Raw genomic sequence first — 25,021 nt, 5'->3', positions numbered from 1 at the left:
TTCTTCAGTTCCAGGTGCGGGAGCGCAGCGGCATTCCGGAGTCGCCGGACTCGGGGGTGCGGACGGCGAGGACCTGGTTGACGCCGATGCGGTTGCGTTCGAAGGCGACCGCGGACGCGGCCATGTAGAGCCGCCAGACGCGGGCCCGGCCGGGGCTGGTCAGCCGCACGGCCCGGGCCCAGTCGGCCTCCAGGTTGGCGACCCAGCGGCGCAGGGTGAGGGCGTAGTGCTCACGGATCGCCTCGACGTCCCGCACCTCGAACCCGGCGCGTTCGAGCAGGGTCACGGTGGTGCCGATCGGGGCCAGCTCGCCGTCGGGGAAGACGTAGGCGTCGATGAACTCGTCGATGTCGTAGGCCGATTCGTCGCGCTGCGGGCGGCGGCCGATCTGGTGGTTGAGCAGCCGCCCGCCGGGCTTGAGGAGCCGGAAGAGGGCCTCGGCGTACTCCAGGTACCGTTCGGAGCCGACGTGTTCGGCCATCCCGATGGACGAGATCGCGTCGTAGGGCCCGTCGGCGACGTCCCGGTAGTCCTGAACGCGGATCTCGATCCGGTCGGTCAGTCCCTGGTCGGCGACGCGCTTGCGGGCGTAGGCGGCCTGCTCCTGGGAAAGGGTGATGCCGACGACCCGCACGCCGTGCTCGCGGGCGGCGTGGATGGCCATCGAGCCCCAGCCGCAGCCGACGTCGAGGAGCCGCTGGCCGGGCCGCAGGGCGAGCTTGCGGGAGACGAGTTCGAGCTTGTCGCGCTGGGCGGCCTCCAGGGTGGCGCCGTCCGCTTCGGGGGCGGGCCAGTAGGCGCAGGAGTACACCATGGACGGCCCGAGGACGATCTCGTAGAAGTCGTTGCCGACGTCGTAGTGGTGACTGATGGCGCGTCTGTCGGTCCGCTTGGTGTGCAGGCCACGGCGCGGTCTGCGGATCTCCTCGCGCGGCGGGGCGGGCGGCAGCGGGGGCCCGGCGAGCGCGATGAGGCCCCGGGCGGCGGCCCGGAACTCGGGGTCGCGGAGTGCCTGGACGAGCGTGCGGGCGTCGTCCCCGCGCTCCCAGACGAGCCCCGACATCAGGTCGAGGCAGGCGTACAGATCTCCCTCGATGTCCAGGTCACCGGCGACCCAGCCACGGGCGAGACCCAGCTCGCCCGGCTTCCACAGCAGGCGGCGCACGGCCCGGCGATTGCGCACCACGAGGATCGGCGCGCCCGGCGGCCCCGCCTGCGAACCGTCCCAGGCGCGGACGCGCACCGGAAGAGGGGCTCCCACCAACTGTTCCACCAGGCTCTGCAGCCGCAGCGCGGCATCCGGCATGATGTGCACCTCCGTGACAATGGATCCCGGAATGTCCAACACCACGTAAACACCTGCGGGGCCGGGCCGCAGTCCCCCATGCGCGTTACGGCTTGGCAAAACGCGTGCAGACGCCACGTTTGCTGTGCCGCGGGGCGAGACTCGGAGAGCGCCGTGTGCGCCGTGTGCGTCCGGCGCAGGACGGTCATCGGTGGCCGCCGCGACCGATGGCCGTCATCACAGAGAGGGAGCACGCCGAAGGGGCCGCCCGCACCACGGATGGCGGGCGGCCCCTTCGGGGCGTTCAGTGACCGGAGGTCAGGAGGCCTTGGCCTGCTCGGCCTTGGGCTTCTCCTCGGCCTTGGGCGCGGCGACCGGCGCCGGCTTGGCCGCCTCGTAGAACTCCTCGCGCGGAGTCTCCAGGGCGCCCAGCGCGACGACCTCGCGCTTGAGGAACATGCCGAGGGTCCAGTCGGCGAAGACGCGGATCTTCCGGTTCCAGGTCGGCATCGCCAGACCGTGGTAGCCGCGGTGCATGTACCAGGCGAGACGGCCCTTGAGCTTGATCTTCATCTTGCCCATGACGATCATCGCGACGCCCTTGTGGAGGCCGAGGCCCGCGACCGCACCCTTGTTGGCGTGGCTGTAGTCCTTCTGCGGGAAGCCCCGCATACCGGAGATCACGTTGTCACCGAGGACCCGCGCCTGCCGCAACGCGTGCTGCGCGTTCGGCGGGCACCAGGCGTTCTCGTTGCCCGCCTTGCGGCCGACGAGGTCCGGAACCTGGGCGTTGTCACCGGCGGACCAGATGTAGTCCGTGCCCTTGACCTGGAGCGTGGACTCGCAGTCGACGTGACCGCGGGGACCCAGGGGAAGGTTGTAGCGGGACAGGACCGGGTTGGGCTTGACGCCCGCCGTCCAGACGATGGTGCTGGAGTCGACCTCGAGGCCGTTCTTCAGCACCACGTGGCCGTCGACGCAGGAGTCCATGGAGGTGGAGAGGTAGACCTCGACCCCACGGGTCTCCAGGTGCTCCTTGCCGTACTGGCCGAGCTTGGGACCGACCTCGGGGAGGATCTTGTCGGCCGCGTCGACGAGGATGAACCGCATGTCCTCACGGGACACGTTGTTGTAGTACTTGGCCGCGTCGCGGGCCATGTCCTCGACCTCACCGATGGTCTCCGCACCCGCGAAGCCACCGCCGACGAAGACGAAGGTGAGCGCCTTGCGGCGGATCTCCTCGTCCTGCGTGGAGTCGGCCTTGTCCAGCTGCTCCAGCACGTGGTTGCGCAGGCCGATGGCCTCCTCGATGCCCTTCATGCCGATGCCCTGTTCGGCGAGGCCGGGGATCGGGAAGGTGCGGGAGACCGCGCCGAGCGCGATCACCAGGTAGTCGAAGGGCAGCTCGTACGCCTCGCCGACCAGCGGGGTGATCGAGGCGACCTTGCGGTCCTGGTCGATGGTGGTGACCCGGCCGGTGAGGACCTCCGCCTTGGGCAACACGCGTCGCAGCGGGACGACGACGTGGCGCGGGGAGATGCTGCCGGCGGCGGTTTCGGGGAGGAAGGGCTGGTAGGTCATGTACGACCGGGGGTCGACGACCGTGACGGTCGCCTCGCCGTAGCGCATCTTCTTCATGATGCGCCGAGCTGCGTACAGGCCTACGTACCCACCGCCTACTACGAGGATCCTGGGACGCTCCGTGGTGCTCATGCCATCGAGTATCCACCCGCCACTGGACCCTGGCTCGTGCGCCCCTTCACAAGCATGGTCGGGGTGTGTGCTATTCTCCGCGGCTCGCGTGATCCACATCATGGCGTGAACCGGGAACCTGTGCCAGTGGATCACCGTTGTCAATGCCGCGTGAGCTGCCTCTCTGTGCCCCCGAGCCCCCCTGTGAAGCCCTCTCGCCCGACCCTCCGCCACCCCCTTCGAAGCACCCCCGCGCACCCCTTCTGAACACGTTCAAAGGGGCGTTGACCCCCCAGAAGGGTCAACGGGCCGCCATTCGTCCTCCGAGCGGGCCGATTTCCTTGTGAAGAACTTCACGAACTTTCTCGGGAGCCCGTGACCGAGGGGCCCGCGAGGGCCCTCCGGAGGCGCTCATACGTTCTCCCACCTGCTCAGCAGAGGCCCGTGGATCATCGATGGGCGGACCTACGCCACCGACCACGCGATCCCGTCGAGGATGTCGTGCTCGCTCACCACGACCTCCGCCGCGCCGGTCCGTTCCATGATCGCGAGGAGGGCGAGAGCGCCCGCCCCGATCACGTCGACGCGGCCCGGGTGCATGGAGGGGACGGCCGCGCGCTCGGCGTGGGTGGAGCGCAGCAGCCAGTCGGTGATCTCGCGGACCCGGTCGCGGGAGACCCGGGAGTGGTGGATGGCCGTGGAGTCGTACTCGGGGAGGTTCAGCGCGATCGCGGAGACCGTCGTCACCGAGCCGGCCAGGCCCACCAGGGTGCGCGCCTCGCGCAGCGGGACCGTCTGTTCGGCGAGGTCGAGGGCGGCCTCGATGTCGGCGCGCATCGCCTCGACCTGGTCCGGCGTCGGCGGGTCGGTCACCTTGCCGTCCACGACCAGGTGACGCTCGGTCATCCGGACGCATCCCACGTCCACCGAGCGCGCCGCACGCACGTGGTCCTCGCCCACGACGAACTCGGTCGAGCCGCCCCCGATGTCCACCACCAGGAAGGGCCGGTGCAGGTCGTCCCGCCCGGTCAGCTCCCGCGTCGCGCCGGTGAAGGAGAACTCGGCCTCCTGGTCACCGGAGATGACCTCGGGCTCGACGCCCAGGATGTCCAGCACCCCGCGCACGAACTCGTCCCGGTTCTCGGCGTCCCGGGAGGCCGAGGTGGCCACGAAGCGCACTCGCTGCGCACCGTGCTCCTTGATGATCGCCGCGTACTCACGGCAGGCGGCGAAGGTCCGCTCCAGCGCCTCGGGGGCGAGACGGCCCGTCCGGTCGACGCCCTGGCCGAGACGGACGATCGTCATACGGCGGTCCAGGTCGACCAGTTCCCCGGTCCCGGGGTCGGCGTCGGCGACCAGGAGCCGGATCGAGTTCGTGCCGCAGTCGACGGCGGCGACCCTGGTCACGTGGCGTCCTCCTGAGCCCGCGTCACACAGGTCCCCTTGCGCCACCACTCCGGCAGCATCTCCAGCGCCTCGTCGCCCAGCGGGTTCACCCCGGGGCCCGCCGCGAGGGAGTGCGCGACCAGGACGTGCAGGCACTTCACCCGGTCCGGCATGCCACCCGCGCTGGGGAAGCCGGTCAGCTCCTCGATCTCGTCGCGGCGCCGGATGTAGTCCTCGTGCGCGGCGCGGTAGGCGGCGGCCAGCTCCTGGTCGCTCTCCAGACGGGCCGTCATCTCCTTCATCACGCCGTTCGCCTCCAGCGTGCCGATCGCCGAGGCGGCCTTCGGGCACGTCAGGTAGTACAGCGTCGGGAAGGGCGTGCCGTCGGGGAGGCGCGGGGCCGTCTCCACCACGTCCGGCTCGCCGCAGGGGCAGCGGTGCGCGATCGCGCGCAGGCCGCGCGGCGGGCGCCCGAGCTGCTGCTGGAAGGCCTCGACGTCCGCGTCGGTGGGCTCGGTGCGCGGGGTGGGCGGCGGGGGCGTTTGCATGCCTGTACGAGAGTCTCTCTGAAGTGTCTGTCGGTTCACTGGTCGGAGGCGTCGGACGAGTCCACGCCGTCCCAGACGTTCGCGTACCAGGGGCGGTCCGCGGCGCCCAGGTCGGAGCGGGACTGCTTGGCCGCGTTCGGGTCGATGACGACGAAGCCCGTCTCGCCCGGCATGACGTAGTGCAGCCGCTGCCGGATCTGCTGCTCCGCGTACGCGTCGTCCTGCCATCGTGCCTTGAGGTCGCGCAGCTGTTCGACCCGCTCCCGGGTCCGCTCCTGCTTGCGCTTCACCTCGGCGATCTCGGCGCGCTGGGCGACGTACTGCCGCATGGGATAGGCGAGCGCCACGATCAGCGTGCACAGGACGAGGGCGAGCAGCGCGGCGCGGCCGGTGAGCCGGGAGCGGCGGGCCTGCCGTTTGGTCTGGGAGCGGTAGACACGGGCCGCCGTCTGCTCGCCGAGCAGCCTGATCCTGGTCGTCGTGGAGAAACGGTCCCGGTCCTTCACGGCCATGTCCCCGCCTCCCGTCTCACACGTGCGTACGTCCCCGGACACGGTACGGGACCGGGTACGGGGACGTACGTACGACTGGCTAAGGCTTGGGCCTACTGGTTCGCAGAGCGGCTGTGCCTACTGGTTCGCAGAGCGAAACCGCGGGAAGGCCGAGCGCCCCGCGTACACCGCGGCGTCGTCGAGGATCTCCTCGATGCGCAGCAGCTGGTTGTACTTGGCGACGCGCTCGGAGCGGGCCGGGGCGCCGGTCTTGATCTGGCCGCAGTTGGTGGCGACGGCGAGGTCGGCGATGGTGACGTCCTCGGTCTCGCCGGAGCGGTGGGACATCATGCACTTGAAGCCGCTGCGCTGGGCCAGCTCGACGGCGTCCAGGGTCTCGGTCAGCGAGCCGATCTGGTTGACCTTGACGAGCAGCGCGTTGGCGGCACCCTCGTCGATGCCGCGGGCCAGACGCTCCGGGTTGGTGACGAACAGGTCGTCGCCGACGAGCTGGACCTTGTCGCCGAGCCGGTCGGTGATGGTCTTCCAGCCGGCCCAGTCGTCCTCGAACAGCGGGTCCTCGATGGAGACGAGCGGGTACGCCTCGACGAGCTCGGCGTAGTAGTCCGTCATCTCGGCGGCGGAGCGCTCCTTGCCCTCGAAGGTGTAGACGCCGTCCTTGTAGAACTCGGACGCGGCGACGTCGAGCGCGAGGGCGATCTGCTCGCCGGGGGTGTACCCGGCCTCCTTGACCGCCTCGAGGATGAGGTCGAGGGCCTCACGGTTGGAGCCGAGGTTCGGGGCGAAACCGCCCTCGTCGCCGAGACCGGTGGACAGGCCGCGGCCCTTCAGCACCTTCTTCAGGGTGTGGTAGACCTCGGTGCCCCAGCGCAGCGCCTCGGAGAAGGACTCCGCGCCGATCGGGGCGATCATGAACTCCTGGATGTCCACGTTGGAGTCGGCGTGCGAGCCGCCGTTCAGGATGTTCATCATCGGCACCGGCAGCAGGTGCGCGTTCGGGCCGCCCAGGTAGCGGAAGAGCGGGAGGTCGCTGGCCTCGGAGGCGGCGTGGGCGACGGCGAGGGAGACGCCGAGGATGGCGTTGGCGCCGAGCGAGCCCTTGTTGTCGGTGGCGTCCAGGTCGAACATGGCCTGGTCGATCAGGCGCTGCTCGGTGGCGTCGTAGCCGACCAGCTCCGGGCCGATCTGCTCGATGACGGCGAGGACGGCCTTCTCGACACCCTTGCCCTGGTAGCGGTTCGGGTCACCGTCGCGGAGCTCGATGGCCTCGAAGGCGCCCGTGGAGGCTCCGGAGGGGACGGCGGCACGACCCGTGCTGCCGTCGTCGAGGCCGACCTCGACCTCGACCGTGGGGTTGCCTCGGGAGTCCAGGATTTCCCGGGCTACGACGACGTCGATGGACGGCACGAGCATCTCCTTCTGGGATGTGACGCGGGGTACGCGGGGCCGAGGGGCCCCGTAGTGCACGGAGTCGCGGTCGGCTCCGCGAGATGAGCCTAACCGCCTCGGGGCGATCGACCCCCCTGTCGCCCACCCCTTGGGCAGAACCGAGAGGTAATTGTTTCCGAACGGAACAAAGACACGCGCGGAAGACCGCACACAGTCGCGCGGAAGACCACACAAAAAGACCCCGCTCCGGTGCGTACGGGGGAACACGCACCGGAGCGGGGAGCCCGTGGGGACGGGGGCCCTCACGAGGCCCTCGGCACGAGGACCACGGAGGTGAGGGCGCTGTGGTTCGGACGAGCGCCGCGTACTACTTCAGGTGCAGCTGCTGACCCGGGTAGATCAGGTTGGCGTCCTGGACGATGTCCTTGTTCAGCTCGAACAGCTTCGCCCAGCCGCCCTTGACCTTGTGCTTCTCGGCGATCGAGCTGAGGGTGTCGCCCTTGACGACCTTGTACTCGCCGTCGCCCTTCTTGACCTTCTTGCCGGTCGGGGTGGTGACGGTCTTCTTGGCCTCCGGGCGCTCCTGGGAACGCGAGGCGGGCTGCTCGTCGGTACGGGTGCTGGTCTCCGAGGAGCCGCTGGAGCTGCTCGAGCCGCTGGAGGCGTTCGAGCCGCTGGAGCTGTTCGACGAGGTGTCGGAGCCGCCGTCGTAGCCACCGCTCGACAGGCCCTTGCCGCAGACCGGCCAGGCGCCCTTGCCCTGGGAGGCGAGGACCTTCTCGGCGACGGCGATCTGCTGCGCCTTGGAGGCCTGGTTGGCCTGCGAGGCGTACTGCGTGCCGCCGTACGCGGCCCAGGTCGAGGCGGAGAACTGCAGGCCGCCGTAGTAGCCGTTGCCGGTGTTGATGGACCAGTTGCCGCCGGACTCGCACTGGGCGACGGTGTCCCACTCGGAGGAGGTGGCGGCGGAGGCGTTGCCGGCCGCCATCAGCGGAGCGGCGATGGCGACGCCGGTGACTCCGGCGATCGCGGCGGCGCGAGTGGTCTTGGACGGACGACGGTGCTTGCCCTTGCCGGAAAACAGCATGGTTGATCCCCTCACCGACGCCTGCGAGGTGAGCTGTCGGGTTCGGGCCGGTTGAGTTGCCCGGCCGCATCCCTCTCGGGACGCGGCTTCACCCCAAGCCGGGCTCAACTGCTGAGCCCGGCGCCTACCTTGGGTCCCCCGCTCCTGCCTACGGCGCTTGACGCGACGACTGTTCCCGGACGGCCGCTGGCAGGATTCGGCGTTGCGGCAGCCGGGGCTCGTGTTGGCGAGCGGTCCGACGTTAGACACGCGATCCGCGGAATTTCAAAGACGATCAAGGCTTCTGAGACTCATCCCACACTTTCACCAAACGGGACATTCGGCGCGAAGCGTAACGTGAACTCCCGCCGCTTTAGCCCTATTCGGCACCAAGTCCAAGGGTCTGACCGGGGGAGATATGACTTGGGTCGGAGCCGATCGCCTGCTTGTTCTCCTCGTAGAGGGCGCGCCACCCTCCCTGGAGGTCGAGGGAGTCGGCGATGGACTCGAGGGTGTCCCCGACGCGGACGGTGTACGTCTCACCGCCGGCGGCGTGACGGCCACTGGAGGTGCCGGCGTCGGCGGTGTCGACGGCCGCGTCCTCGTCCGCGCTGCCGCCGCGGTGCTTGCCACCACCGAGAGCCCCGGTGTCGACCAGACTCGAAGAGCCGCCCACCCGCCAGGAGTTGTCCGAGTCGCCCGAGTCGTCCTGTTTCGCCGTACCGGCGGAGGTGTCCCCGGAGTCCTGCGAGCCACTGGACCCGGATCCGGAATCAGCGGATGTGCCGGACTTAGCCGAATTGCCCGCACGGCTCGCACCGTCCGACGAGCCGGAGGAGGAGTCGGACGACGAGCTGGAGGGAGTGTCCGACGCGGACGCCGAAGGCGTGCCCGACGCGCCGTCCGAGGATCCACTCCCGGACGAATCAGCCGATGAACCTTCAGAGTCGGACAAGCCGGACGAACCCGAGTCGTTCGACGTGCCCGAGCCCGTGTCGACCCCCACACCCGTGTCCACGTCGGCCGCCTCGGAGCTCTTGGTGAGCCCGTTGAGCAGCCCGCAGGTGGACCAGTAGCCGACACCCTGGTCGGCCAGGATCTTCTCGGCGACGGCGATCTGCTGGTTGCGGCTGGCCTGGTCGGCGCGCGTGGCGTAGTCGAGTCCGCCGTACTGCTCCCAGTCCTTCTGCGCGATGTTGAGGCCGCCGTAGTGTCCGTCGCCTTCGTTCGCGCTCCAGGAGCCCTCGGTCTCGCAGTTGGCGACCTGGTCCCACGTGGTCCCGGTGGCCGCACTGGCGCCGGTCGCGCCGAGCAGCGGGATCGCGATGGCGGAGCCGGTCACTCCGGCCGCGACGAGGAGAGCCGGAGCTTGACGGGGGCGACGATGCCGGCCGTTCCCGGAGAGCATGCGGAAACCTTTCGCGAGACAACAGTGACCGACGGCGAGTGACACTCGCCGCCGCGTTGATCCGTGAACGTATAGGCAGACGATCACTTGTCACAAGTTAATGCCGCGTAGATCACGTGAAGATCACAGGTTTGAAGGTGTGTCACCTTTACGCAGGTGAGGGGCCCGACCACGTGGCGTGAACTCCACGGGCAAGGTACGCAGTCCTCGCATGATGAGCCCGCCACGCCAGCGCAATTCGGCCGAATCCACGGCGAGTCGCAGGTCCGGGAGACGGGTGAGGAGTGTGCCGAGGGCGCTCTGGCCCTCCAGCCGGGCGAGGGGCGCGCCGAGGCAGTAGTGGATGCCGTGGCCGTATCCGAGGTGTTGGTTGTCACTCCGGGAGAGGTCGAGCACATCCGGATCGGCGAACCGCTCCGGATCCCGGTCCGCGGCGGCGAGTACGACGAGTACGGGGTCGCCGGCCGCGATGTCCTGCCCGCCGATGCTGACCGGCTGGGTGGCGAACCGCCAGGTGGCGAGCTCGACCGGGCCGTCGTAGCGCAGGAGTTCCTCGACGCCGGTCTCCAGGAGGCCGCGTTCGCCGGCGGCGAGGGACTGTTGGAGGCGGGTGCGCTGGTCGGGGTGGGTGAGCAGGGCGTAGGTGCCGTTGCCGATGAGATTGACGGTGGTCTCGAACCCGGCGAACAGCAGGATGAAGGCCATCGCGGCGGCCTCGTTCTCGGTGAGGTGCTCGCCGTGGTCGGAGGCTCGGATGAGCCCGGAGATGAGGTCCTCGCCGGGGGCGCTCTCGGCGGGAAGTGCCTCACGCTTGCGGTGGATGAGTTCGGCGAGATAGCCGCGCATCTTCTTCACCGACCGTGCGACGCCGCCGCGTGGCCCGCCCCCGTGACGGATCATCATGCCCGCCCAGTCCCGGAAGTCGTCCTGGTCCTCGCGGGGGACGCCCAGCAGGTCGCAGATCGCGTAGATGGGGAGGGGGAACGCGAAGTCATGAATCAGGTCGGCACTCCCCTTCTCCACGAACCCGTCGATCAGGTCGTCGGTCAGTTCCTGCACCCGAGGGGCGAATTCGGCGACCCGTCGCGGAGTGAACGCCTTCGACACCAGCCGACGGAGCCTGGTGTGGTCCGGCGGGTCGATGTTGAGCAGATGGGTCATCAACTCGGCTTTGCGCTCACCGGGGATACCGGTCTTGCCCTTGGCGTGCGCGGGCTCGTCGTGGTGCGCCGGGTTCTTCGAGAGGCGCTGGTCGGCGAGGGCCTGCCTGGCGTCGGCGTAGCGGGTGACCAGCCAAGCCTCCACGCCGCTCGGGAGCTTCGTCCGGTGGACGGGGGCATGCTCCCGGAGCCAGGCGTACGCCGGGTAAGGGTCCGTGGCGAACTCCCAGGTGAAGAGTTCCGGGGCTGGGCTCGTGGGGGTGGGCTGGTCGGTCACTCCCTGACGGTATCCGGATCGCCGGGGCACCCTGATGCCGCGGCACGGGGCACTAGCTTCCGAGCCCCTCGGCGGCCCGTATCGCGTCCCGGTAGGCACGGGCGGCGGCGCGCAGGGCCGCTTCCGGGTCGACTCCGGCCGCTTCCGCCCGGACCGCCAGGGTCAGCAGCTCGTAGCCGATGCCGTCGCCGACCGGGAGCGGTACGTCGAGCTGCGCCGTGCGGACTCGTGACGCCAGCTTCGCCACCAGGGCGAGGCCCGGCTGCCCCAGGGGTATGCCGTCGGTCACCGACTCGCGGCGCTTCTCGATCGCCTTGGTGCGGAGCCAGTGCTCCTTGACTTCCTCGGGGGTCGTCGCCGTCTCGTCGCCGAAGACATGCGGGTGGCGGTGGATGAGTTTGGCGACGATGCCGCCGGCCACGTCGTCGATGGAGAAGGGGTCGGTGCCGTCCTCGGCGCGGCCCTCCTCCGCGATGCGGGCGTGGAAGACGACCTGGAGGAGGACGTCGCCGAGCTCCTCCCGCAGTTCGTCGCGGTCCCCCTCCTCGATCGCCTCGACGAGTTCGTACGCCTCCTCGATGCCGTACTTCGCCAGGCCCTGGTGGGTCTGCCGGGACGACCAGGGGCACTCGGCGCGGATGCGGTCCATGACCTGGACGAGGTCGAGGAGGCGGGCGCCCGGGAGATCGTAGGAGGCGGGCAGCAACTCCAGCTCCGGCATCGAGACCCGGCCCGATCCGGCGAGGCGGGCCAGGCCGTCCGTGAGGGTGGACTCGCCCTCGCCGGTCGCGACCACGACCACCGTCTTCCCCCCGGCGCACGCGGCGACGAGTTCCTCGGCGGTGGGCGACGCCTCGTCGACGGTTGTCCCTGCCTCACGCAGATACGGCAGCTGCGGATGCGCGCCGTCCGCGCACAGCACGCGATCGGCGGCGTGCAGTGCCTGCCAGGCGGGCCAGGACAGCAGCCCGGGTGCGACACGGTGACTGGTGGTGAGCAGGACGACACGGCCGGGGGCGGGGTCGGCGTCCGGGGGGTGACCTGGGGTCGAGGCGGCTTCGGGGCTGTTTGCGTTCACCATTCGAAGCTAACGCACGCCGCCGGGCCGGCGATCAGGTTGTCCACAGGCACAGGGCGGCGGTGCGATCGTATGAACATTCCTCGTGTGCGGGTCCCCGTGAACACCCCTCGTGTGCGGGTCCCCGGCTTACCGTCACGCCTCCCCGCCCGCCCCGCTTCAGCGCCCGCCCCTCGTCAGCGCCCGCTCACGCCGTCTGATCAGTAGCCGACACCGTGACCTCGCGTACCCACGGCGTCTTCGCGTCGACGCGGCTGCTCTTCTCCACGTCCCAGGTGCCGTAGCGCGGGTTGAGGTCGACGCCGAGTTTCTTGGAGGCCTTGGTGAGGACGCTCCAGAAGGCGGGGTCGCGGGTGTCGGTGCCGAGCTTCGCGGCGAGCTTCTGGGCCTCCAGCTGGAGGCGGAGGTTCTCGTCGAGGCGCTCGGGGGCGATGCCGTACTGCTGGAGCCAGGCGGTCTCCAGCGCCTGGGCTCCGCCGGTCTGCTGCTCAAGGCCGGCCCGCATCTGCTGGATCTCCTTGCGGCTGACGGTCACGCCCGCGTCGTCGGCGGCGCGGTGCAGTACCTGGTCGAGGACCATGGTGTGCAGGGTGTCGCGGGCGAGCGTGCCCGTCTTGGCGATGACCTGCTGGTACTGCGCTTCGTCCGGCACCGCCGCCCGCTGGGCGTCGCGCACCTCGCTCACCCGGTTCTCCAGCTGGGCGACGGTGATCCGCTGGTCGCCGACCACGGCCGCCGCGCCCGGATGCGCGTCGTTCCCGCAGGCGGTGAGGAGGGGGGCCGCGGCGATCGCGGCGGAGAGCAGGAGCGCGGTGCGACGGCGACGGCGGTGCAAGGAGACCTCCCGAGGAGATTGTGCGACGGTGCACAAGGTCTTGCGATGATCGATGTTAGGCAGTGGGCAGGCTCTGGCCAACCCATTGGACCAACGATTCATCTGGACTTCGGGCACCGCCGCGCCTGCTCCCCGCCCTCACCGTCCGGGGTGGTGTTCAGCCCCGCCCGGCCACCGCCCGCTCGACGGCGTCGGCGACACCGGCCCGCACCCCGTCGCCCGCGTGGACGGCGGTCACGTTGGAACCGTCCGCCTTGCCGTCGCCGACCAGCACGAAACCCACCTTGCGGTACTGCGGCGCGGTCTGCGCGGCGGCCGTGACCTCGGGCTTTCCGACGGCGAGGACGACCTCGCACGAGCGCTGGAGCAGGCCGTTGAGGAACGGCCGCGCGTTGCCCGCGCTCTGCTCTCCGGTCACCTGCGCGTAGCTCACGCGCGCGTGCGTCTTCGCTGAGGCGTCCTGCATGCCCTGCCAGACCTCGGCCTCGGCCCCGGCGGTGATGCCCTTCTCACCGGTGAGCAGACAGGCGTCCGCTTCGGTGTAGTGCCGGGCCCGGGTGTCGGGGACGGGCGGCCGGTCGTCGCCCTGGTTGAGGAGTACGAGGGTCACGACCACCGCGGCGACGACGGCGACCGCACCCGTCGCCAGCGCGATGGTGCGCCCGCGCAGCGAGCGCAGCCACGCGACGACGGCACGCCCCACGACCGCGGTCCGTCCGGCCGCTCCGGACCCTCCGGCCCGCTCCTGCCGGGCGGAACGCGCCCGCGACACCTGTCGCACTTGCTTGACCACTGCTTGCTTGCCTGCTTTCGAACCTTGTCGTACGTCGCTGTCAGCGCCGGTCGGCCCGGCGGGGCCAGACTCTCCACGCGTGCAGCGAGGCGCCCCCCATCGACAGCATGATCAGCACCAGGTCGGAGGCGAACAGCACGCCGTGGGTGTCGTCCGGGGTCAGCTGGAGTTCGGTGACCCAGGCCACCAGGACCGCGCTGAAACCGGCGAAGGCCCACAGGTCGGCGCGAGCGCGCCGCCGCAGGGCGAGCACGAGGGAGGGCACCGGGCACAGCAGTCCCAGACTGACCAGTGGCAGCACCGCGAACCCTGCCCGCACCGCGGTCGCGCGCAGCGCCGGCCTGGCGAACACCTTCATCTGTCTCAGCATGCGTGTCAGGTCAGCGTCGGCGTCAGCCGACGATCGCGACCGGAGCGTCCCACGCGTCGCGGTCCACGGTGATCGTGTAACCGTTCCGCGTTTCCTTGCTGTTGACCAGGTACTGGTGGCCGCGGCTGTGGTCGGTGTACTGGGTGGCACCCCACGGCCAGTCGGTGGTCGTGGTGTTCTGCTTGTCCCACAGCGCGTACCAGAGGTTGCCCGGCAGGTCCGTCTTGTCCTTCGCCGTGGCGATGGCCTTGGCGCTGGAGCTGGTGAAGCCGTAGTAGCCGCCACGGTAGATCTTGCCGCGCAGTGTCTTGGTGAAGGAGCGGACGTACGTCAACACGGCGTTGTTGCACGACGTGTTCGTGATGTCGTACGGCTCCATGTCGAGGTAGATCGGGCTGCCCGCCTTCATGCCGAGGGCGGACGCCTTGGACACCGCGTCGGCCGCGTCGGTCGCGCCGAGGGAGGCCGCGTTGGTGGCCGTGAGCTTCTCCGGGTTGGAGCTGGTCTGGCAGGGCGGCTGGGCGCCGACGTAGATCGGTATGAGCTTCCAGCCGGCGGTGTTGACCGACTTCACCCAGGAGTTGGTGAGGTTGGGCTGGGAGCAGCCGCGGTTCTTGCCGCCGACGTAGACGGCGGCGGCGCCGTAGAGGCCGCCCTTCCAAGCCTTCATGGCGTTCAGCGAGGGTGCGGTGCAAGTGTCGAACGCACGGCCCGTGTACGTCTTCTGGGCGGGCCAGGCGGTGGCCGCCATGGAAGTCTGCGCGGCGATCCCGCCCCCCGCGACGACGGCAGCGCCGGCCACCGCCCACGTGATGTATCTGCGCTTCCTGGACTGCCGGTGCTCGGCCATGTCCCACCCCTTCATGCGTACGTCGTTTTCGCGTACGCGCCTGAGCGGCGTACGGCGTCGTATGACGACGGCGTACGTCAGCCCGAACCAAGTTTCTCTGAGCCCCCGAGACGGCGCGGCGGTACGGCGATCACGTCGATGACGACACTGACGGCGACCTTGATCCTGCGCACGAAGCGGAGAGAACCGTAACTGTCGGCGCCTTTGCAATCGGCAAACAACGCCTCTTGATCACCACAAGATTCCCTCATGTCGCGGCAAAAACACGCACAGTGCGCCCACTTGGAAGCCACAGAACCGGCCAAACCGGCACCTTGGCCGCGCCATCCGTACGGACGGTGAGCCCGTCGACCCTACGCGGCTGCCAACTCGCACCACACGAGCTTGCCCCGACCACCACCCTCCCCGGCCGACGGCTGCCAGCCCCAGAGGTCGGCACAGGCCCGCACCAGCGCCAGTCCGCGCCCGTCCTCCAACTCGCCCAACTTGCCCAACTCGCCGAACTTGTCCAGTTCGTCGGCAGGCCGGTCGAGCATCCGTGACGGCTCGGACGGCTCGGGGTCGGCATCCCAGGCCCCGATCCGCAGTACGGCATCGGAGACCAACTCCGCCGCGAGCAGCTAACGCCCGTACTGTGCTGCTGTGACCAGTGACAATGCCGACCGCGGGGCGCTCTGGGACGGCGCCGCAGTCCGTGCCCGTGTCGCCGCCATGGCCCAAAGAGACCCTCGGCGTGAGCGTTTCGGGTCCTCACACCATGGATATCGACTTCGGCCTCCTCTGGCAGAGGACACGGTCTGGCTGTTCGAGCAACAGCATGGTGTCCGGCTCCCCGCCTCCTACCGCAGCTTCCTCAAGGATGTTGCCGACGGAGGAGCGGGACCCGACTACGGACTCCTGGGGCTTACCGAGGAAGTAGACGGCGACGAGGCGCTGCACGACCTTCGAGAAGAGGGCCGACGCGCGGGCTTCCTGTCCACGCCGTTTCCGCACACCAGCGAGTGGCCGGGGCCCGGGAAGGACGGTGATGCCAACTACTCGGTCGAAGGGAGCCTGGTCATCGGGGAGTGCGGTTGCGGTACGTTCCACCGCCTAGTCGTCACGGGGAGGAACGCCGGCCACGTCTGGCTCGACGATCCTGACTGGGGTGGCCTGACGCCGGGGCCGGATTTCCGAGACTGGTACTTGGCATGGCTGGCTACGCCCTGACTGCCGCGGCCCGAGCCCGTCCGGGCGAGCTAGGGCCTGTCCGGCGGATCATGGGGGCAATAGGATCCGACCGTGATTAATGTGCAGGTCCGTGGCGAGAGCGGCACGATCGAGGCCCGGGCTAAGCACGGCGTGGTTTGGGGTCCAGAGCTGGCCGGGCTCGACCAGTCGGTGTTTCCGATGTTGGGGCACCTATTGCCGTATGCGGACACCGTTTTCAACCACCGGCAGGTGGCAACCCTGCTGGAGGAGATACCACGACTGCCTCCGGACGTGCTCACCGATGAGTTCGCGCGCGAGCTCATCGAGCTGGGCCAGAAGGTGCTCGGGGGACAACACTTGTACTTGTGGTTCCTCGGGGACTGAGGCAGCAGGTTGCCTCAGCTGCAGAGCCGCAGTCGGACGGCTGCGGTTGTGACGGTGCCGTGGAAGACGTAAGCCCTCTTGTTCTAGCGGGTGGCGACCGCCCGCGCGTTCTTGAGCCGGTTGATTGTCCGTTCGACTTCGTTGCGGCGCTTGCAGATCTCGCTGTCGAAGCCGGTGGGCCGGCCACCATTGGTCTTGTCGCCGCCGAGGTGATTGCTCTCGACGACTACCCCAAAGTGCAGTCCGGCCGCGCCGACGATCGTGTGAAGTCGTTGTGGGCCTCTTGCGCCCGCATCTGAAGAACGCGGCGGTCCGCGACCTTATGAGCGAGCACGGACGATCGCGCCACCGTCACTGGGTGCCTGACCCCCGCCCCGACTCCAAGTCCGGCCCAGCCCAGCCCCAAGAAAGTCAGCCACGACGACGTGGTGCGCCGGGAGATCACCCCGGCGCGTGTCTCCAGCAACCCGCGTCGGCCTCAACCACGCCCTTTCGTTCCGTCACGGCATCCGCCCGGGCTCCACTTGGCCGGTGGCAGCGACATGAGCCGCTTGGCCACCCTCCTCCTGGAACAGGGCGTCGAACTCGTCGTGGGTTCAAGGCCACGCTCCGCACCCATCACTTGGCCAGTGCATTCCTGAACGGTTCTGAATGAGCCCACTCCCAGAAGGCGGATCCACTCTCTACTTCCTGTTCCACTGAACTGAACAGTCGTGACGGATCGACTCCTTCAGGAATGTCGACAGCTACGTGACGGTCTCCGCTCCATTCAGCGATAAATCCTCCAACGGAGATCGCCTCACGCAAAGCCTCGCGCGAGTCGCCGCCAGTCACAGGAGGCCTCGGCTCGGCGAAGAAGACACGAAAAACGAGCCTTCCCGATGATGCGACCACGTTTTCGACCCATCGCCCTTCATGAAGCCGAACAACGTCTCCCAGAGCCATACCGTACACGCGGAAAGGAATGCAGCAGATCTCAAATTTGCCATCTGCAAGCGGTCGCACCCACATCCGCTCCCGCTCATCCTCAAAACCGAATGGGGCCAGGTCGACCATGGCCATGTAAGCATTCTCAGGCCGCCAGACAGGAGATTCGTGCACGATATATGAAGCGCCGTCGGCAGAGGGTGTCATGCAGACAATTCTCATCCTAATAAAAACGGTGCCCACCGACACTTCGATCGATGGGGCTTTCTGGCAATTTGGAGAATTAGCATCTACTCACTCGCTGCACCACCTGAAGGGTGCGCTACCTCTTTCGCGTAAGTAATCGCTTCGGCCACAGCATTCGCGTCGACCTCTCTCAGTGTCGGCATAAGGTAGAGCGCGCCTGCAGCATCTATGCGGATTTCACAAGCGCAATCTCCGGTGTCCATTGCTCGGCATTCAACGTAGCTGTTTTCTTCCTGAATGCTGGCCACATGGAAGAGGCGAAAATTCCGCCCCGCGATCTCTACTACCCTCACCCAAGGAACCCTTCAAATGTGAGCCGCCTCCGCGCATACTCCAGCATGCACCATAGCTACCGTGGATGCCCGCCTGGCCGAGGCCCGCTCTCTGGCCCGGGTCACAGGCGAGTTGCCCGATTTTGGCGTCACCTGGGGGCCGGTGAACGTCGGTCTGCATGCGGTGGCAATCGCCTCGGAAATCGACGACTTCGGGCGCGCGATCGATATTGCTCGCCAGGCTTCAGATTGCAGTTGTGGACCAGGACCTACTGCGCGGGCTCGGCACCTGGGTCGGATCGAGGGACTCGACAAGGAGCCGTGGCCCCCAAGATGCCGACGGAGCATCCCACCGAAACTCGGGCGGGATGCTCCGTGACGTTACGGCCGCCTACCGCCCGGAGGTCCATAGTTGGCGGTCAGGGTTGCGGCGTACTTGTCCGGGACGGTCCGACCCGCGAAGGTCAGCGGGAGTTACGACTCCAGTGCGCCTGACACCTCCAGGAACGGTCCGAACTGCGCGCGCCATTCATTCCGTGCGGCCACGTTCGGAAACCCCCGGAAAACTGCAACCTCTGGATCCCTTTCACCCCAACCCCCCCCATCTTCCGGAGGGTCCGGTCACGGCAATGACGTTCGCGGAGATCGTAATCGACCCCATGATGTCGCCGTCCGGCTCGTGACCGATCGCCGCCCAGTAGTCGTCCACGTCAGCCTCGACAGACAACGACAACGCTGGATACATCCGATACTCCGGAAGGTAGAACGCATCGCAATCCGGCTCAAGAACCAGCAGTTCGACCTGACTGTCGTCATGCCACCGGGCCATCGCGCAGAGCGCCGGCCAGAATTCCGGGGTGAGGACCGCATCGAACTCACAAAACAGCGAGCCCTTCATACCCTCTTTGAAGACCTGGTCAGGCAGCCTGGCATCAAGCTCGAAGGTGGCTGCGCTACGGGAGCGAACATTCAGATAGTCGTCGCGATCGATCACTATCGAACCCGCCTCTACCATTAGACCTCACCCAGCCTGATCTTGATGTCGGCCTTCTTGGACCCCGGATTGTAGTGGCGCCGGGACTCGATGTTGTGCATCATCATGGCCGGAATGCCGCCACTATCGAGGTCGGCAATCACGCCACTTCCACTCGCATCATGCGAGTTATCACCACGCGCAACTCCGCAGTTGTGGACCAGAACTGGAGTGACCCACGCCAGCACATAGTACGTGTGCTACGCGACGCCGCTCTACCTGCGTTTTCGCAGGTAGAGCGGTGATTGAGGTCCGCTGGGGTGCGGGTTCGGCCGGCGTTGTTCGTGGTTGTTGCTGTCACTACTGCCGTCAGTCAGAGGTCCAGACCCAGTCTGGACCTTTGGACTGTTTGAGGTGCTCGGTGAGGGCGTGCACGGTCCAGTCGGCCTGGCCGAGGACGGAGCGGAGGGTGCCCGACGCAAGAGAGCGGTGCAGGGGGCACGATGACGGCGTGAGGGTCGGCCCGCCGCCCTCGACAGCGGCACCGCCATCCGACGTACCCTCCAGCGCACAAACTGCAGCGGCCTGACCACCCTCCCGACCAAGACCCAGAGCTCCGAACGGCGCATCGCGCTGCCGACGCCATGCTTGCGCTCCCTGGAGCACCGCCGCGACGGGCAGCGCCAGGAACGCGAAGCGGCAGGCTAAAGCTGGCAGGACAGCGGCTGCGCCCGTCCACTACTGCCGTCACCCCACACAGAAGCCCCGCCAGAACACATCTGGCGGGGCTTCCTTTTCGCTAACGCTATGGGAACTCCTTGGATCTCAACAGCGCCCGGGGCTCCGGCTACCCCAGCATTTGATCTTCGTCAAAGCCGAGCTCGTCCTCGACTCCGAGTTCGACAGCCGCATGCCATCGGACAACGTCGGGCCACGGCTGGGGCGTCATCCGGCGAAGGCGTTCAAGGGCCTCCGGCGTGCCGATCTCCCCCAGAGAGGAGATGACCTTCTGGCACAGCCAGTACGCCGGAGCGTCCTCGTCCACCGAACCTTCCGCCACCCTGAACAGGCAGGCGACCGCGTCCGTTTCCCGGATCTCCCCGAGGATCTCCACGAGATCCTCTTTGTTGAACCCCACGGCGTCCGAATCAAGGATCTCCTGAAGAGCCCTCCCCAGGCCCGGCGCCCGCAACGGGGCGGCCAGGTTGGCGAACTTGTCGACCCTTGTCCAGTTTCCCGCGTGAGCGGCTTCCCGGATCCAGGATGCGAAGAGCTGAGTGACCTCGGGATGCCCGGCCGCGATGGACCTGGCATCCCGCCCCGTGCCGTCGGCGAGTGCTTCAACCAGATCAGCCTGAGATCCTTCCTCTCCGTGGAACGTCACCAGTCCTCCACTCTTCCGAATCCGACGATTCTCGAATTGAACACTCCGACGGGAGCAGGGCGTCGACCTCGTCGTCATCAAGGAACTCCTCGGACACGCCCACATCGGCGTCACCGCCGGTGTCTACGCCCACGTACGCCTCCGCCGACTTGTGCAGCAGCCGTTCGCTGACGTGCCGTCAACTACTGCCGTCAGACACCACAGAGGCCCCACCGGAAACAAACTCCGGCAGAGCCTCTGGCGATGTCCGGACTTGGCTTCTACAGTCGGGCCTCCAAGGCCGAATCAGGGAACGCAAGCCGAGCGGGATTCAATTCATCCTTCGCTGATAACCGTAGGACGCACTCCACTGATGAGATTGTCCATAGCCTTTGGCATTGGGCCAAAGCTGGCGACCCACGTTTCGATCAGATAGATCTCGCTCTGCTCGTCAATACCGAGGAAATATCGACCCACGTCAAGGACTCCGATCGGGAAGAGCGACTTCCCAACCTCTTCGCCCCATTCGAAGAACCTGTCTTCTTCGCCGGAGCACAGAAGCGGGTCAAGCTCGAAAGGCTCACGCGCCCGATTGACTCCGGGGCCCGAGATGTCGACCACAAGGCCGCCAAATTCGACCAAGAAGGCCCGAGCCGCATCATGGGCTACCACCCCAGCCATCTCCAGGGCAGCCACCCACGACGACGCATCTACCTGCCGTCCTGCGTGCCATCCAGCATCACGGAGGACTGCCTGCGACTCAAGCGAAAGATCATTCACTAACCTATCCCCTCAAACGTGATATCGAATGCTTATTCGAGGGCTACGCAACTATCACATGGCCCGACAGGAACTCCACGCATTGGATTGGCGGTCGAACTTCGCACGATAACCGCCCCAGCACGAGATCCGGTTGGGTTGAATCCATCGCTCAGAGCATCCGACACGCACACTGCCAGCCCGCATCTTCCATGGCCAACGCCTCGTTCAGCCTCAGGGATATCATCCAGAATGGCGCGAACGTTGGGGTGAAGTTCGGGAGCCGCACCACGAATGCTTGGACTCGAATAGATCTTACCTCCCGGCAACTGAAGAGCCTCTGTCACTGCGGGCCTCGCCTTACCCGGCGTGATTTTCGATGCCTTATCAGCCGCCGCGCGTGCAGCCCCCAGGACCGGGCAACCATCCGAACCATTGGAATTATGGACCAAGATCGGGACGCCGCCCGCCGCCACACAGTACGTGTGCTACGCGAGCCCCGCTACCTGCCTTTTCGCAGGTAAATCGAGGTTTGCTGGTCCGGTGGCGAGCGGAGGTGTCCGTGGTTGTGCGGGGTTGTTGCCGTCAGGTGGTTCAGCCCAGGTACGGTTTCCCGCGGTGTTCCAGGAAGTGCTGAAGTCTGAGCCGTTGGGTGTGGTGCATCGGCAACTGCTCGATTTCTTCGGGCGGCACGAACCGGAGTTCGGTGGACTCGTTGGAGATCTCCAGCTGGCCGCCGGTGATGCGGGCGGTGAAGCAGACGTTGAACTGTCGCCGGACTTCGCCGTCGGTGTAGGCGATGATGTGTTTCGGGTCGGTGTAGGTGCCGACCAGGCCGACGATCTCGACGTCGAGGCCGGTCTCCTCCTTGACTTCGCGGACAGCCGCGCCTGGCAGGGAGTCGGTGAGGTCCATTCCGCCGCCGGGCAGTGCCCACAGGTCGTTGTCGCGGCGGCGCTGGAGAAGAATCCGCCCGTGGTCGTCGGTGACGACAGCGGAGGCGGCGACGACCATGCTGTTCGGCTTGGGCGCGTTCGGGTCGTCGTAGTACTCGGTGCGGGCCACGGTCAGCCTTCCTCTCGTACGGGGGTTGCCGTCGTCCACACGGCGTCGAAGCTCTCCGCGTAGGTGTCGAACATGCCGCCTGTCTCGTGTCGGCGAAGATGCCATACGGGGGCGGCGTACGCGTTGACGCCCCAGACATGGGCGTTGACGAGTTGCTGGTCGTCGGCGCGGTAGAGGGAGTTGTAGAGCGTGGTGCCGTGGGTGCGGACTTCGATGCCGGGGGTGCCGACGAGCGGCCTGTAGTGCATGAGGGCGAGGCGGCAGCGGGATTCGACGCCGTGGCCGAACCGCTCCTCCTGGCCGCGGGCTTGGACGTTGTCGCTGTCGGGGTCCCCGATCGCGATGCGGACGGTGCAGCCCTCGGCGGCGCGTTCGGTGAGGAGTTCGTTCAGCCGCGGGTAGGCCTCGTGGAGGAAGACGGCCGCGTAGACGAGGATGTCGATCCGTTCCCGGGCTTGGGCCATCAGGTCGGTGAACGTCGAGACAGGGATGTCGGCCCGCTGCTCGTAGAGCGCCACAAGCTCAGGGCTGATGGCGCGGGCGGGGCGGGCCTGTCGAAGCGTCGGCCAGAGTGCGTGCACGTCTTCTCCCAGGGCCTTGGCCGCCTGGAGGGCGGTGGCACGACGTGGGATACGCCCGAGGTTCACCCAGCGCTCGACCGACTTGGGGTCGACCTCGACCTGCTGAGCGAGTGCGGCGTACGTCCAGCCTCCCGCTGCCATGACGGCTCGTAGTCTCTCGTTCGGCACGAGTCTCCCCCTTCGTCCCAGGACGGCACCAGGGACGTTCTACACGGTGCGGGACGTCCCGAAGTGGGCTTTGGTGGTGGTTCCTTCGTCCCGGTGACCGGCGTGAGGATCGGTGCCGACCCTGCGGCATCAACAGCCCCAGGGGCACGCATCAACGCCGCCGAGGAGCGTCACCGTGCGAAAGAGCGCCACCCCATGTGTTCCCGCCCTGCGACTGGACGCCCGGTCGCGCGCCGCCTCGTCGGGGTGGTCACGATGACGGCCCCCACCCCTGATGCCGACGGGCACACCGTCTCGCCCGAGGCCGGCGCCCTGGTGGTCGACCGGCGAAGCGGCAAGGTGGGCGTGGTGATGGGGCATGTGGGGCGGTACGTGCAGCTTCGGCCGCCGCGCGGTGGCCGGGAATGGGACGTGCCGCCCGAGGACGTACGTACGCCAACTCCGACGGAGGAGTTGAGCGCGAAGGTGGCCGTGGCGAACCGGAGATGGGGACGGTGACCCCTCGCTCGGTCCTGCGCTACGAGACCTGGACTCTCCAGCCCGACCGCGAACCGGACGCGGAGCCGGTCCTCTATGCGATGCAGTGCGCCGTGGACGGAGAGACCTCACCGACAAGCGAGGACTTCGCCGAACCACAGGACTGGGTACTGCGGCACTGCGGCCAAAACCCGTCCCACCACACCTACCGGGAGATCATCACCCGCCCCTGGCTGACCTGGCGCCAGACGTGACCCGCCTCGCTCGCCCAGGCGCCGCACCGCGTTGACCCACCCGACTCCCGTCCCTGCCGGGCGCAGCCGATCGAGGCTCCCCCGCACTCGTCAGCCCCGGCAGGGACGGGCTTCACATGTGTGCTGTGCTCATGGCCGTGGTGTTCTGGGCTCAGCCACAGGCAGTCAGCCACGACGGCGGGCGCGTCGACCGGATCACCCGTCACCTGTGTCTCGCTCAGCCCCGCATCGGCAGCAGTCCCGTTGTCTCCATCGTCATGGCCCTCAGCCCGGCACCACGGCCGACGTTCCGAACGACAGCACCGCCGGGATACTGATGCCGCACGGTACGAACTCGCCGGACGGCCTCTCGGGTGCCCGGCCAGTCTGCTGCTGAGCGGTCGGACAGCGGGGCTTTCGGTTGGCAGTCCGGCCTATGCTCCGCGACGATCCGTAGCCCCGTCGCCCTGCCCTTTCAACCTCAGCGGCAACTCCTGCCGTCACCCCACGCAGAAGCCCCGCCGGGGCACATCCGACGGAGCTTCCAGTTTGCTGCAGCTACGCATAGCTGCAGCACTCACGCACTAGTCTCCCAGAAACCATAGATAGAGATGTGACCCATTCTCCACCTGGAGACAGAGACTTTCGATCTCCGCTACTGAATCCTGTCCAAGAATCTCCCGGACAGACCGGTGAGCGATTTCCCGTCGAAGCCTCTCGGCTTGTCGCGCATTGAACATTGTATCCGCGCAGGGCAGTAGCCTACCCAAGAACGGGAATTTTTCTTCATTAATATGCTGGACGGTTTCCATCCAATCCAGTCTGCAAGATCCGCCCAGCACGATTTCTCCGCTTTCCGTGCGTACCTGAGCATTGATCATCAGCCACTGCCTCGTCATTTCGGGTGAACGCTCCGACCGCGCCGTTCTGCACTCATACCGCAACCGAGTGGCGTGACTGCCCCGGGTGACCGGAACCCTTGCCCGTCACTCTGACCAGCGGCATCCTGCCCACCGAACCTTCTGCTACCTGAAATTGGAACCCGGCGAGGATCCTTGGTTCCCGTGACGCCGTCGGAGCACCCCGCTCAAACATCAGCGGGATGCTCCGTGCCGTTACGGCCGCTTACCCCTCAGAGGTCCATAATTGGCGGTCAGGGCTGCGGCGTACGCATCCGGAACAGGCCGCCCGCCGAAAGCCATCGGAAGGTACGACTCCAACGCGCCTGACACGTCCAGGAAGGGGCCAAAGCGAGCGCACCATTCACTGCGCGCGGCCTCGTCGAGGAACCCCTGGAATACCGCCACCTCGGGATCCCTTTCGCCCCAGCACCCCCACTTTGCGGATGCTCCGGTCACGGCGACCACATTCGCCGAGATCGCGATCGACTGCAAGGCGTCGCCGTCCGGCTCGAAGCCGATCGCGGCCCAGTAGTCGTCCTCACCGGCCTCGACGGATAGAGACACCGCCGGATATCCCAACCCCTCGGGGACATGGAAACCGTCAGAGTCCGGCTCGAGAACCAGCAGTTCGATACGGTCGTCTCCGTGCCACCGGGCCATCGTGCAGAGCGCTGGCCAGATTTCCGGAGCAAGAACCACGTCGAACTCACAGAACAACGAGTCCTCCGCGGGCTCCCTGAAAACCTGGCCAGGGAACCTGGCATCAAGATCGAAGGTCACCGCGCTACGGGAGCGGATGGCACGATACTCGTCATGGTCCGGCATGAGCGA

The 25,021-nt window shown here is 67.5% G+C and carries 27 protein-coding genes, 3 pseudogenes and 1 riboswitch; of the genes and pseudogenes, 5 read left to right on the top strand and 25 right to left on the bottom strand.

The window, feature by feature from the left end:
* Positions 1-4: 4 nt before the first annotated feature.
* The 15 genes and pseudogenes from ACFYRY_RS37930 to ACFYRY_RS37860 all read right to left on the bottom strand — a co-directional run.
* Positions 5-1,306: a class I SAM-dependent methyltransferase gene (locus tag ACFYRY_RS37930; protein WP_389156450.1), complete on the bottom strand. Its 1,302-nt coding sequence runs from the start codon at positions 1,304-1,306 to the stop codon at positions 5-7.
* A gap of 297 nt (positions 1,307-1,603) precedes the next feature.
* Positions 1,604-2,998 carry an NAD(P)/FAD-dependent oxidoreductase gene (locus ACFYRY_RS37925; protein ID WP_389156447.1) on the bottom strand — a complete coding sequence of 465 codons (1,395 nt, stop codon included), beginning with the start codon at positions 2,996-2,998 and terminating at the stop codon, positions 1,604-1,606.
* 444 nt (positions 2,999-3,442) lie between these two features.
* The gene (locus tag ACFYRY_RS37920) at positions 3,443-4,384 is read right to left on the bottom strand and encodes an exopolyphosphatase (protein ID WP_389156444.1); all 942 of its coding nucleotides are present in this window, start codon (positions 4,382-4,384) and stop codon (positions 3,443-3,445) included.
* Positions 4,381-4,911, bottom strand: a complete 531-nt coding sequence (locus ACFYRY_RS37915) for a DUF501 domain-containing protein (RefSeq protein WP_389156441.1) — start codon at positions 4,909-4,911, stop codon at positions 4,381-4,383. Before ACFYRY_RS37915 ends, ACFYRY_RS37920 begins: the two co-directional genes overlap by 4 nt.
* Positions 4,912-4,946: 35 nt before the next feature.
* On the bottom strand, positions 4,947-5,423 hold the full coding sequence (locus ACFYRY_RS37910; RefSeq protein WP_389156439.1) for a septum formation initiator family protein: 477 nt from the start codon (positions 5,421-5,423) through the stop codon (positions 4,947-4,949).
* Between the two features lie 117 nt (positions 5,424-5,540).
* Entirely contained in the window at positions 5,541-6,830 is a 1,290-nt protein-coding gene (gene eno, locus ACFYRY_RS37905) for a phosphopyruvate hydratase (RefSeq protein WP_389156436.1), read from the bottom strand.
* Between the two features lie 349 nt (positions 6,831-7,179).
* Positions 7,180-7,899 (bottom strand): transglycosylase family protein, encoded by a 720-nt coding sequence (locus ACFYRY_RS37900; RefSeq protein ID WP_389156434.1) that lies wholly within the window; start codon positions 7,897-7,899, stop codon positions 7,180-7,182.
* A 3-nt stretch (positions 7,900-7,902) separates the two neighbouring features.
* A riboswitch (cyclic di-AMP (ydaO/yuaA leader) is annotated at positions 7,903-8,065 on the bottom strand.
* Between the two features lie 192 nt (positions 8,066-8,257).
* Positions 8,258-9,286 (bottom strand): transglycosylase family protein, encoded by a 1,029-nt coding sequence (locus tag ACFYRY_RS37895; protein ID WP_389156431.1) that lies wholly within the window; start codon positions 9,284-9,286, stop codon positions 8,258-8,260.
* A gap of 123 nt (positions 9,287-9,409) precedes the next feature.
* Positions 9,410-10,723, bottom strand: a complete 1,314-nt coding sequence (locus tag ACFYRY_RS37890) for a cytochrome P450 (RefSeq protein WP_389156428.1) — start codon at positions 10,721-10,723, stop codon at positions 9,410-9,412.
* Positions 10,724-10,775: 52 nt separating this feature from the next.
* A complete protein-coding gene (locus ACFYRY_RS37885; RefSeq protein WP_389156425.1) occupies positions 10,776-11,801 on the bottom strand; it encodes a nucleoside triphosphate pyrophosphohydrolase in 1,026 nt (341 codons plus the stop codon).
* 187 nt (positions 11,802-11,988) lie between these two features.
* Complete coding sequence (locus tag ACFYRY_RS37880) at positions 11,989-12,636, bottom strand: SurA N-terminal domain-containing protein (protein ID WP_389156422.1); 648 nt, start codon at positions 12,634-12,636, stop codon at positions 11,989-11,991.
* 157 nt (positions 12,637-12,793) lie between these two features.
* Positions 12,794-13,417, bottom strand: coding sequence for a hypothetical protein (locus ACFYRY_RS37875; protein ID WP_389156419.1), 624 nt, complete (start codon positions 13,415-13,417; stop codon positions 12,794-12,796).
* Positions 13,418-13,469: 52 nt separating this feature from the next.
* On the bottom strand, positions 13,470-13,799 hold the full coding sequence (locus ACFYRY_RS37870) for a hypothetical protein (RefSeq protein ID WP_389156417.1): 330 nt from the start codon (positions 13,797-13,799) through the stop codon (positions 13,470-13,472).
* Between the two features lie 22 nt (positions 13,800-13,821).
* Positions 13,822-14,649: a glycoside hydrolase domain-containing protein gene (locus ACFYRY_RS37865; protein ID WP_389156414.1), complete on the bottom strand. Its 828-nt coding sequence runs from the start codon at positions 14,647-14,649 to the stop codon at positions 13,822-13,824.
* 353 nt (positions 14,650-15,002) lie between these two features.
* Positions 15,003-15,269: pseudogene (locus tag ACFYRY_RS37860) on the bottom strand (hypothetical protein); the annotation flags it as partial.
* Between the two features lie 22 nt (positions 15,270-15,291).
* Here ACFYRY_RS37860 and ACFYRY_RS37855 point away from each other — a divergent pair.
* Both ACFYRY_RS37855 and ACFYRY_RS37850 read left to right on the top strand, forming a co-directional pair.
* Positions 15,292-15,858, top strand: coding sequence for an SMI1/KNR4 family protein (locus tag ACFYRY_RS37855; RefSeq protein WP_389156412.1), 567 nt, complete (start codon positions 15,292-15,294; stop codon positions 15,856-15,858).
* Positions 15,859-15,930: 72 nt separating this feature from the next.
* Positions 15,931-16,224: a hypothetical protein gene (locus ACFYRY_RS37850; RefSeq protein WP_389156409.1), complete on the top strand. Its 294-nt coding sequence runs from the start codon at positions 15,931-15,933 to the stop codon at positions 16,222-16,224.
* A 14-nt stretch (positions 16,225-16,238) separates the two neighbouring features.
* On the opposite strand, the pseudogene ACFYRY_RS37845 reads toward ACFYRY_RS37850, so the two are convergent.
* The 5 genes and pseudogenes from ACFYRY_RS37845 to ACFYRY_RS37825 all read right to left on the bottom strand — a co-directional run.
* Positions 16,239-16,418: pseudogene (locus ACFYRY_RS37845) on the bottom strand (IS5/IS1182 family transposase); the annotation flags it as partial.
* A gap of 424 nt (positions 16,419-16,842) precedes the next feature.
* Complete coding sequence (locus ACFYRY_RS37840) at positions 16,843-17,286, bottom strand: DUF4265 domain-containing protein (protein ID WP_389156407.1); 444 nt, start codon at positions 17,284-17,286, stop codon at positions 16,843-16,845.
* A 969-nt stretch (positions 17,287-18,255) separates the two neighbouring features.
* Positions 18,256-18,663, bottom strand: coding sequence for a hypothetical protein (locus ACFYRY_RS37835; RefSeq protein ID WP_389156404.1), 408 nt, complete (start codon positions 18,661-18,663; stop codon positions 18,256-18,258).
* A 20-nt stretch (positions 18,664-18,683) separates the two neighbouring features.
* Entirely contained in the window at positions 18,684-18,806 is a 123-nt protein-coding gene (locus ACFYRY_RS37830; protein ID WP_389156401.1) for a hypothetical protein, read from the bottom strand.
* Between the two features lie 683 nt (positions 18,807-19,489).
* Positions 19,490-20,026: a HEAT repeat domain-containing protein gene (locus ACFYRY_RS37825; protein WP_389156398.1), complete on the bottom strand. Its 537-nt coding sequence runs from the start codon at positions 20,024-20,026 to the stop codon at positions 19,490-19,492.
* Between the two features lie 40 nt (positions 20,027-20,066).
* On the opposite strand from ACFYRY_RS37825, the pseudogene ACFYRY_RS37820 reads away from it, so the two are divergent.
* A pseudogene (locus ACFYRY_RS37820) lies at positions 20,067-20,171 on the top strand (integrase); the annotation flags it as partial.
* A 170-nt stretch (positions 20,172-20,341) separates the two neighbouring features.
* On the opposite strand, the gene ACFYRY_RS37815 reads toward ACFYRY_RS37820, so the two are convergent.
* The 4 genes from ACFYRY_RS37815 to ACFYRY_RS37800 form a co-directional block, all read right to left on the bottom strand.
* The gene (locus ACFYRY_RS37815; protein WP_389156395.1) at positions 20,342-20,785 is read right to left on the bottom strand and encodes an SUKH-3 domain-containing protein; all 444 of its coding nucleotides are present in this window, start codon (positions 20,783-20,785) and stop codon (positions 20,342-20,344) included.
* 32 nt (positions 20,786-20,817) lie between these two features.
* Positions 20,818-21,240 carry a YwqJ-related putative deaminase gene (locus tag ACFYRY_RS37810; RefSeq protein ID WP_389156393.1) on the bottom strand — a complete coding sequence of 141 codons (423 nt, stop codon included), beginning with the start codon at positions 21,238-21,240 and terminating at the stop codon, positions 20,818-20,820.
* A gap of 118 nt (positions 21,241-21,358) precedes the next feature.
* On the bottom strand, positions 21,359-21,829 hold the full coding sequence (locus ACFYRY_RS37805; protein WP_389156390.1) for an NUDIX domain-containing protein: 471 nt from the start codon (positions 21,827-21,829) through the stop codon (positions 21,359-21,361).
* A 2-nt stretch (positions 21,830-21,831) separates the two neighbouring features.
* Positions 21,832-22,551, bottom strand: a complete 720-nt coding sequence (locus tag ACFYRY_RS37800) for an XRE family transcriptional regulator (RefSeq protein WP_389156713.1) — start codon at positions 22,549-22,551, stop codon at positions 21,832-21,834.
* A 273-nt stretch (positions 22,552-22,824) separates the two neighbouring features.
* Here ACFYRY_RS37800 and ACFYRY_RS37795 point away from each other — a divergent pair, with 273 nt between their 5' ends.
* Both ACFYRY_RS37795 and ACFYRY_RS37790 read left to right on the top strand, forming a co-directional pair.
* Positions 22,825-23,076 carry a hypothetical protein gene (locus ACFYRY_RS37795; protein ID WP_389156710.1) on the top strand — a complete coding sequence of 84 codons (252 nt, stop codon included), beginning with the start codon at positions 22,825-22,827 and terminating at the stop codon, positions 23,074-23,076.
* Positions 23,064-23,309 (top strand): hypothetical protein, encoded by a 246-nt coding sequence (locus ACFYRY_RS37790; protein WP_389156387.1) that lies wholly within the window; start codon positions 23,064-23,066, stop codon positions 23,307-23,309. Before ACFYRY_RS37795 ends, ACFYRY_RS37790 begins: the two co-directional genes overlap by 13 nt.
* 1,094 nt (positions 23,310-24,403) lie before the next feature.
* Here ACFYRY_RS37790 and ACFYRY_RS37785 read toward each other — a convergent pair.
* Complete coding sequence (locus tag ACFYRY_RS37785) at positions 24,404-25,015, bottom strand: hypothetical protein (RefSeq protein WP_389156384.1); 612 nt, start codon at positions 25,013-25,015, stop codon at positions 24,404-24,406.
* Between the last annotated feature and the right edge of the window lie 6 nt (positions 25,016-25,021).

It is taken from the genome of Streptomyces sp. NPDC005263 (genome assembly GCF_042872365.1).
Classification (GTDB): domain Bacteria; phylum Actinomycetota; class Actinomycetes; order Streptomycetales; family Streptomycetaceae; genus Streptomyces.
This window is presented reverse-complemented; position numbering and strand designations above follow the sequence as displayed.

Excerpts from the sequence above, each read along its gene's own strand:
- ACFYRY_RS37930 (WP_389156450.1), bottom strand. The coding sequence starts at position 1,306 with ATGCCGGATGCCGCGCTGCGGCTGCAGAGCCTGGTGGAACAGTTGGTG.
- ACFYRY_RS37865 (WP_389156414.1), bottom strand. The coding sequence starts at position 14,649 with ATGGCCGAGCACCGGCAGTCCAGGAAGCGCAGATACATCACGTGGGCG.
- ACFYRY_RS37800 (WP_389156713.1), bottom strand. The coding sequence starts at position 22,551 with ATGGCAGCGGGAGGCTGGACGTACGCCGCACTCGCTCAGCAGGTCGAG.
- ACFYRY_RS37790 (WP_389156387.1), top strand. The coding sequence starts at position 23,064 with ATGGGGACGGTGACCCCTCGCTCGGTCCTGCGCTACGAGACCTGGACT.
- ACFYRY_RS37870 (WP_389156417.1), bottom strand. The coding sequence starts at position 13,799 with ATGCTGAGACAGATGAAGGTGTTCGCCAGGCCGGCGCTGCGCGCGACC.
- ACFYRY_RS37900 (WP_389156434.1), bottom strand. The coding sequence starts at position 7,899 with ATGCTGTTTTCCGGCAAGGGCAAGCACCGTCGTCCGTCCAAGACCACT.
- ACFYRY_RS37915 (WP_389156441.1), bottom strand. The coding sequence starts at position 4,911 with ATGCAAACGCCCCCGCCGCCCACCCCGCGCACCGAGCCCACCGACGCG.
- ACFYRY_RS37895 (WP_389156431.1), bottom strand. The coding sequence starts at position 9,286 with ATGCTCTCCGGGAACGGCCGGCATCGTCGCCCCCGTCAAGCTCCGGCT.
- ACFYRY_RS37840 (WP_389156407.1), bottom strand. The coding sequence starts at position 17,286 with ATGGCCATGGTCGACCTGGCCCCATTCGGTTTTGAGGATGAGCGGGAG.
- ACFYRY_RS37925 (WP_389156447.1), bottom strand. The coding sequence starts at position 2,998 with ATGAGCACCACGGAGCGTCCCAGGATCCTCGTAGTAGGCGGTGGGTAC.
- ACFYRY_RS37785 (WP_389156384.1), bottom strand. The coding sequence starts at position 25,015 with ATGCCGGACCATGACGAGTATCGTGCCATCCGCTCCCGTAGCGCGGTG.
- ACFYRY_RS37910 (WP_389156439.1), bottom strand. The coding sequence starts at position 5,423 with ATGGCCGTGAAGGACCGGGACCGTTTCTCCACGACGACCAGGATCAGG.